We start from the raw sequence: 6,063 nt of genomic DNA on the forward strand, positions 1-6,063 counted from the left end.
ACACACGCCCGGTATGCGGATCCATGGCAACCAGGCCGCCTTCGACCTCGGGCACCTGGCGCAGGCTATAGGCGTTGTCGGAGCCCTCGTTCTTCTGCACGAAGATGACGTCGCCGGGTTCAAGCACTTCCGCCGGAGATTTCGCCCTGACGGACTTGCCGTTGACGAAATGGCGCATGGCGAAGCCCATGTCGTCCTTGCTGACGGTGCCCTCGACGCGGTCCTTGACGAGGTCGCCGGAGACCTGACGCGCCGGCTGCATGCCGATCGTCAGCCCATCGGCCGAACTGTCGAGCACGACGGCGAGCGTCCACTCCGGCACGTCCTCCAGCCCCTTGACCGCACCGAGCGGCACGCCCCAGTCGCCGGAAACGTCGATATGGGTCACCGGTCCGCGATAGCCGCGCAGCGTGTCGTATTTCAGCAATCCGTTCTGCATCGCCTTGCGGGCGATGAGCTGGATTTTCGGATCGAGCGTGGTGCGCACCGACAGGCCGCCCTCATAGAGCGCATTCTCGCCGTAGCGGGCGATGATCTGGCGACGCACCTCCTCGGTGAAATACTCGCCCGCGAACAAGTAGGAGCCGTTACGGCGCGGCTTCACGCCGAGCGGCTCGGCCTTGGCCTTGTCGCCCTCCTCGCGCGTGACGTAGCCGTTCTCGACCATCTGATCGATGACCCAATTGCGGCGCTCGATCGCCCGGTCGGCATGCTTGAAGGGATGATAGTTGTTGGGGCCCTTGGGCAGCGAAGCAAGGTAAGCGGCTTCAGCGACGGTGAGTTCGTTGACCGACTTGTCGAAATAGGTCAGCGCAGCGCCGGCAACGCCATAGGCGCCGAAGCCGAAGAAGATCTCGTTGAGATAGAGCTCGAGGATGCGGTCCTTCGAATAGGCCTGCTCGATGCGGAAGGCCAGGATCATCTCCTTGATCTTGCGCTCATAGGTCTGGTCGGAGGTCAGCAGGAAGTTCTTTGCAACCTGCTGCGTGATCGTCGAGGCGCCGACCTGACGCCTGCCCGAGCCGAAGTTCTGCAGATTGACGATGATGGCGCGGCCGAGGCCGGTGATGTCGATGCCGGGATGGTTATAGAAGTTCTTGTCCTCGGCCGACATGAAGGCAGCCTTGACGCGGTCCGGGATCGCCTGGATCGGCAGATAAAGGCGCCGCTCGCGAGCGTATTCGGCCATCAGCGAGCCATCCGAGGCATGGATGCGCGTCGTCACCGGCGGCTCATATTTGGCCAGAACCTCGTAGTCGGGCAGATCCTTCGTCAGATGGCCGATGTAGATGGCAAGGCCCGCAGCGACCAGCAGCGCCAGCGTCGTGCCGATGCCGAAGAAATAGCCGATGAGACGAATCATGCCCGCTCCAGTCCGAGGTCCGGGATTTCCTAAACGAAGCCGACAGTCGCGCAAGCTTCAGGGGCGGTCCCAATCCGCAATGGAAACCCATTGTCGCGACCATGTGGACAAAATACGGCAGCACGAAGTTTCAGGAACTCCGTCCGTCAAATAATAACGCCACGTGTTGTCGTCGCGCAACGCTGCTTGCGGTTGTAGGACGGCTCAAGGTTGTGGGCGGGTTCGGTCCCCGTCAGCCCCCAGCCCTGGCTCCCGCTTTCGCCGCGGCAAACAGGGCAACGGCATTGGTTATGCTCTGAGCCGCCTTGCCGCGCCAGTCGGCGCTGAGCAATTGCGCCTCGTCCTTGCTGTTGGAGAGGTAACCAAGCTCGACCAGAACCGAGGGCACGTCGGGCGCCTTCAGCACCTTGAAACCCGCCGAGCGCTGCGGATTGTTGATCAGACCGACGCTGGTCGACAACTGGCCGACCAGCGTGTGCGCAAAGCTCATCGAAAAGCCGTGGGTCTCGCGGCGGATCAGGTCGATCAGGATGTCGGTGACCTCCTTATTGTCGTCCTCGATCTTCAGGCCGGCGAACTGGTCGGAGAGGTTTTCACGATCGGCGAGCGCCTGAGCCTCGGGATCGGAAGCCTTGTCCGAGAGCGTGTAGACCGTGGCGCCGCGGAGACCTCTGACGGCGATCGTATCGGCATGGATGGAGATCAAGAGATCGGCTTCGTGCTGGCGGGCGATGCGCACGCGCTCGTCGAGCGGCAGGTACACGTCACTGTCCCGTGTCATATAGACATCATAGCTGCCGACCGCGGCCAGCTTGTTACGTAATTCGGTCGCAAAGGCGAGCGTGACGTTCTTCTCGACCGTGCCGCCGGCGCTCTCCGCGCCGCCGTCGACGCCGCCATGACCCGGATCGATGACCACTGTGAAGCGGTGCCCAGGCGCCGAAATCGGCCCTGTGCCGACACGGCCGCCCTTGTCGGTAGAAACGGTCGAGCCGGTCGTCAGCGATTGGTTGGCCAAAGCCTCGTCGAATTCTCTTTCGGATGCGGCCGACATGTCGATGGCGACGCGATAGCCGCTGCCATCGTCATTCTTCAGCACCTCGAGCTTGTCGACCGCAAACGGTCCCTTGCCGGTGAGGATCAGCCGAGAGCCTTTGCCCTGATCGCCGTAGCGAACGGCGCGCACCAGCCCGCGCGGCTTCACGTCCTTGGCGTTGAGGGCGAATCGCGTGCGCGGCAGGTCGACGACAAGGCGGCTGGGACCGCGCAGCAGAAACCACTTCACGTCCGGTTCTCGGTCGAAGGTCACGACGATGCGCATCTTGGTCGCGTCGCCGGCCATCTTGTAGCCGGTGGCGCCAAGCAACCCGTCGGCCCGCGAGGCGGCGGTCGCGCCAAGCAGGATCACCAGCAGGAAAACAGTCCTTGCCATGAGCCGCAGATATCCGGCGGCGCCACGCTCCTTGTCTGCGGTGCCTGCCAGTCCCATCTCTATTCTAGTCGCTCCCCGTTAGGCGCCTCGCGCCGGCCTGTTTGGCAGAACGGCCTGTCTGGCGGCCAACTCGATTAACGATTGGTATCCAGAGAAGGTTAACCAAGCCTTTCATGCGGTAGGTGGAGCGCCACCTTCCCCTGCGGAAGCGCTTTTTGCCGGCATCCGAAATCGGGGTTGCCTTCCAACCCGCCAAATCATAAAAGCGACATTGGATCACTGCAATCCTGGAACCGCCCGCCCTGCAGCTTCCCGCCAGGGTAAGATGTGCAAGGCGCTTCCGGGTTTCAGATGATCGCGACGATTTTCGCAGGCGTGCTCCCGTGGCGGGGGAATCGCTTGCGCGATGAAAACGGCCGGGATCTCCCGCGCCGGCTCTGTGCGAGCAAACAAGCTGGTCCGGCCAAGCCCGGGCTTTGGTTCAAAAGGTTCTGCTGGGTGCCGATGGCTTCAAGCGCAATCATGGAAAGGTCCGCATTGAACCGCGCCATTGTGGCTGCGGGCGGCACCGCCATCGCGCTCAAGCTCCGGCCGGCGGACATTCAATTATCCGGCAGCCACACAAATCCAGGCACACAGCGGCGGGGTCTGCCTCGCCAGCTGCGGCTGATGGCTGCCGGGAGGAAACGAAATAATGCCCAACAAGATGCTGATAGACGCCTCCCACCCGGAGGAAACACGCGTTGTTGTCGTTCGCGGTAACCGCATCGAAGAATTCGACTTTGAATCCCAGGACAAGAAGCAGCTCAAAGGAAACATCTATCTCGCCCGCGTAACCCGCGTCGAACCTTCCCTTCAGGCAGCCTTTGTCGAATATGGCGGCAACCGTCACGGTTTTCTCGCCTTCAGTGAAATTCACCCCGACTATTACCAGATCCCGGTCGCCGACCGTCAGGCCCTGCTGCGCGCCGAAGCGCAGGAGGCGGACGACGAAGAGGACGAGGAGGCCGAGACCGGCGAGGAACAGCAGGCGCGCGATCGCGGCGGCCGCCGCAACCGCCGGCGCGGCGGCAAGAACCGCGACCGGGCCGAGCAAAAGCGCGGTTCCGATGCTGCCGGTGCCGACGAAGGCGGCGAAAGCGCCGATGAGGTCGCAGCTTCCAGCGCTTCCGCTGATGAGCCCGGCGATGCGGCCGATACCTCGACCGAAGCCACCGAAGGCTCCGAAACCGTTGAGACCGTAGCCGAGGCAGCCGGCGAAGAGGAGAACAAGGCCCCCGAAGCCGGCAGCGACACCGAAGACGCCGATGCGACCGACAGCGAGAATCGCCAGCCTTCCGAGAGCGGCCCCACTTCGATCGCCGCGAGCATCGATGCGGATGTGATTTCGGAACCGGTGCAGGCCGAATCGACCAGCGAGGTCGCTCCGGCCGAGGAAGCCGCTCCCAGCGACGATGATCGCGGCATGCTCGAAGAAGTTTCGTCCGCACATTCGGACGAACACGAAATCGAATCGGTCGGCGCCGAGGATGCGCTTGAAGAGGTTCGCAACCGCCGCAAGCCGGTGCGCCGCCAGTACAAGATCCAGGAAGTCATCAAGCGCCGCCAGATCCTACTGGTCCAGGTCGTCAAGGAAGAGCGCGGCAACAAGGGCGCGGCGCTGACCACCTATCTGTCGCTCGCCGGCCGCTATTCGGTCTTGATGCCGAACACCGCGCGTGGCGGCGGCATATCGCGCAAGATCACCAATGCCCAGGACCGCAAGCGGCTGAAGGAGGTCGTCGCCGATCTCGAGGTGCCGCAGGGCATGGGAGTCATCCTGCGCACCGCCGGCGAAAGCCGCACCAAGGCCGAGATCAAGCGCGACTACGAATATCTGATGCGGCTTTGGGAGAATGTCCGCAATCTCACGCTGCAGTCCACGGCCCCTGCCCTGGTCTATGAGGAAGGCAGCCTGATCAAGCGCTCGGTTCGCGACCTCTACAACAAGGATATCGACGAGATCCTGGTCTCCGGCGAGGACGGCTACCGCGAGGCCAAGGACTTCATGCGCATGCTGATGCCGAGCCATGCCAAGGTGGTTCAGCCCTACCGGGACACCACGCCGATCTTCGTGCGCAACGGCATCGAGGCGCAGCTCGACCGGATGCTGCAGCCGCAAGTGACGCTGAAGAGCGGCGGCTACATCATCATCAACCAGACCGAGGCGCTGGTCTCGATCGACGTCAACTCCGGCCGCTCCACCAAGGAGCATTCGATCGAGGACACCGCGCTCCACACCAATCTGGAGGCCGCCGAGGAAGTCGCGCGGCAGCTCAGGCTGCGCGACCTTGCCGGCCTGATCGTCATCGACTTCATCGACATGGAGGAGAACCGCAACAACCGCGCGGTCGAGAAGCGGCTGAAGGATCACCTCAAGAACGATCGCGCCCGCATCCAGGTCGGTCGCATCTCGCATTTCGGCCTGATGGAGATGTCGCGCCAGCGCATCCGTGCCAGCGTGCTGGAATCGACGATGAAGCCCTGCCCGCATTGCGGCGGCACAGGCCATGTGAGATCGGACTCCTCGGTGGCGCTGATGGTGGTGCGGGCAATCGAGGAATTCCTGCTCAAGGATTCGCGCAGCCACATCACAGTGCGCACGCCGGCGGCGACCGCGCTTTATGTGCTCAACCACAAGCGCGCCAATCTGGTCGAGCTCGAGGCCCGGTTCGGCCTGAGCATCACGCTCGAAGCCGACGAGACGCTGGGCGCGCAACACTACGCGATCTTCCGCGGCGCGGTGGCTGAGAAGCCGGAAGGCTTCGTCGAGGTGCGCAGCCTGCCGACCTATGTCGAGCCGGAAGAGCCCGAGGACGAGATCGTCGTCGAGGAGGAAGAAGAGGTATCGGTCCAGGCCGAACAGCCGCGCCATCCACAGCAGGGACAGCATCCGCAGCGGTCCGAGGACGGCGAAGGCGGCCGCAAGCGCCGCAAACGCCGTCGGCGGCGCGGCGGCAAGGATCGCGACCGCGAGCATCAAGGCCATGGCGATGCCGTCTCGGCCCCCGCACCTGCGGACGCCGGCACGATTGCTGGCGAAGCGACAGCCGAGGTAACGGCTGAAGCACCGGCCGGGGCGGAAGCAGCCGAAGAGGGGCAGGGCAAGAAGCGCCGTCGCGGCAAGCGCGGCGGCAAGCGCAATCGCCGCGAGGAAGGCGAAATCCCTGCCGATGCCGATGCCGGCGATGATTTCGAAGGCGAAGAAGCGGAAGTCGAAGCTCCCGAG

Annotated in this window: 3 protein-coding genes; 1 reads left to right on the forward strand and 2 read right to left on the reverse strand. The window is 63.6% G+C overall.

The annotated features are described in order from the left end of the window. Positions 1–1,363, reverse strand: a 1,363-nt coding sequence (locus EOA49_RS29600) for a transglycosylase domain-containing protein (RefSeq protein WP_206520242.1), incomplete at its 3' end; no start/stop codon positions are given. Positions 1,364–1,595: 232 nt separating this feature from the next. Beyond that, positions 1,596–2,852, reverse strand: coding sequence for an N-acetylmuramoyl-L-alanine amidase (locus EOA49_RS29605; protein ID WP_127240095.1), 1,257 nt, complete (start codon positions 2,850–2,852; stop codon positions 1,596–1,598). Between the two features lie 637 nt (positions 2,853–3,489). On the opposite strand from EOA49_RS29605, the gene EOA49_RS29610 reads away from it, so the two are divergent. After that, on the forward strand, positions 3,490–6,063 hold a 2,574-nt coding region (locus tag EOA49_RS29610), incomplete at its 3' end, for an Rne/Rng family ribonuclease (protein ID WP_127243517.1).

This window comes from Mesorhizobium sp. M1A.F.Ca.IN.020.04.1.1 (assembly GCF_003997315.1).
In the GTDB taxonomy this organism is placed as follows: domain Bacteria; phylum Pseudomonadota; class Alphaproteobacteria; order Rhizobiales; family Rhizobiaceae; genus Mesorhizobium.

Bases quoted from the DNA above. Each gene is read 5' to 3' on its own strand.
- EOA49_RS29605 (WP_127240095.1), bottom strand. From the start codon at position 2,852: ATGGGACTGGCAGGCACCGCAGACAAGGAGCGTGGCGCCGCCGGATAT.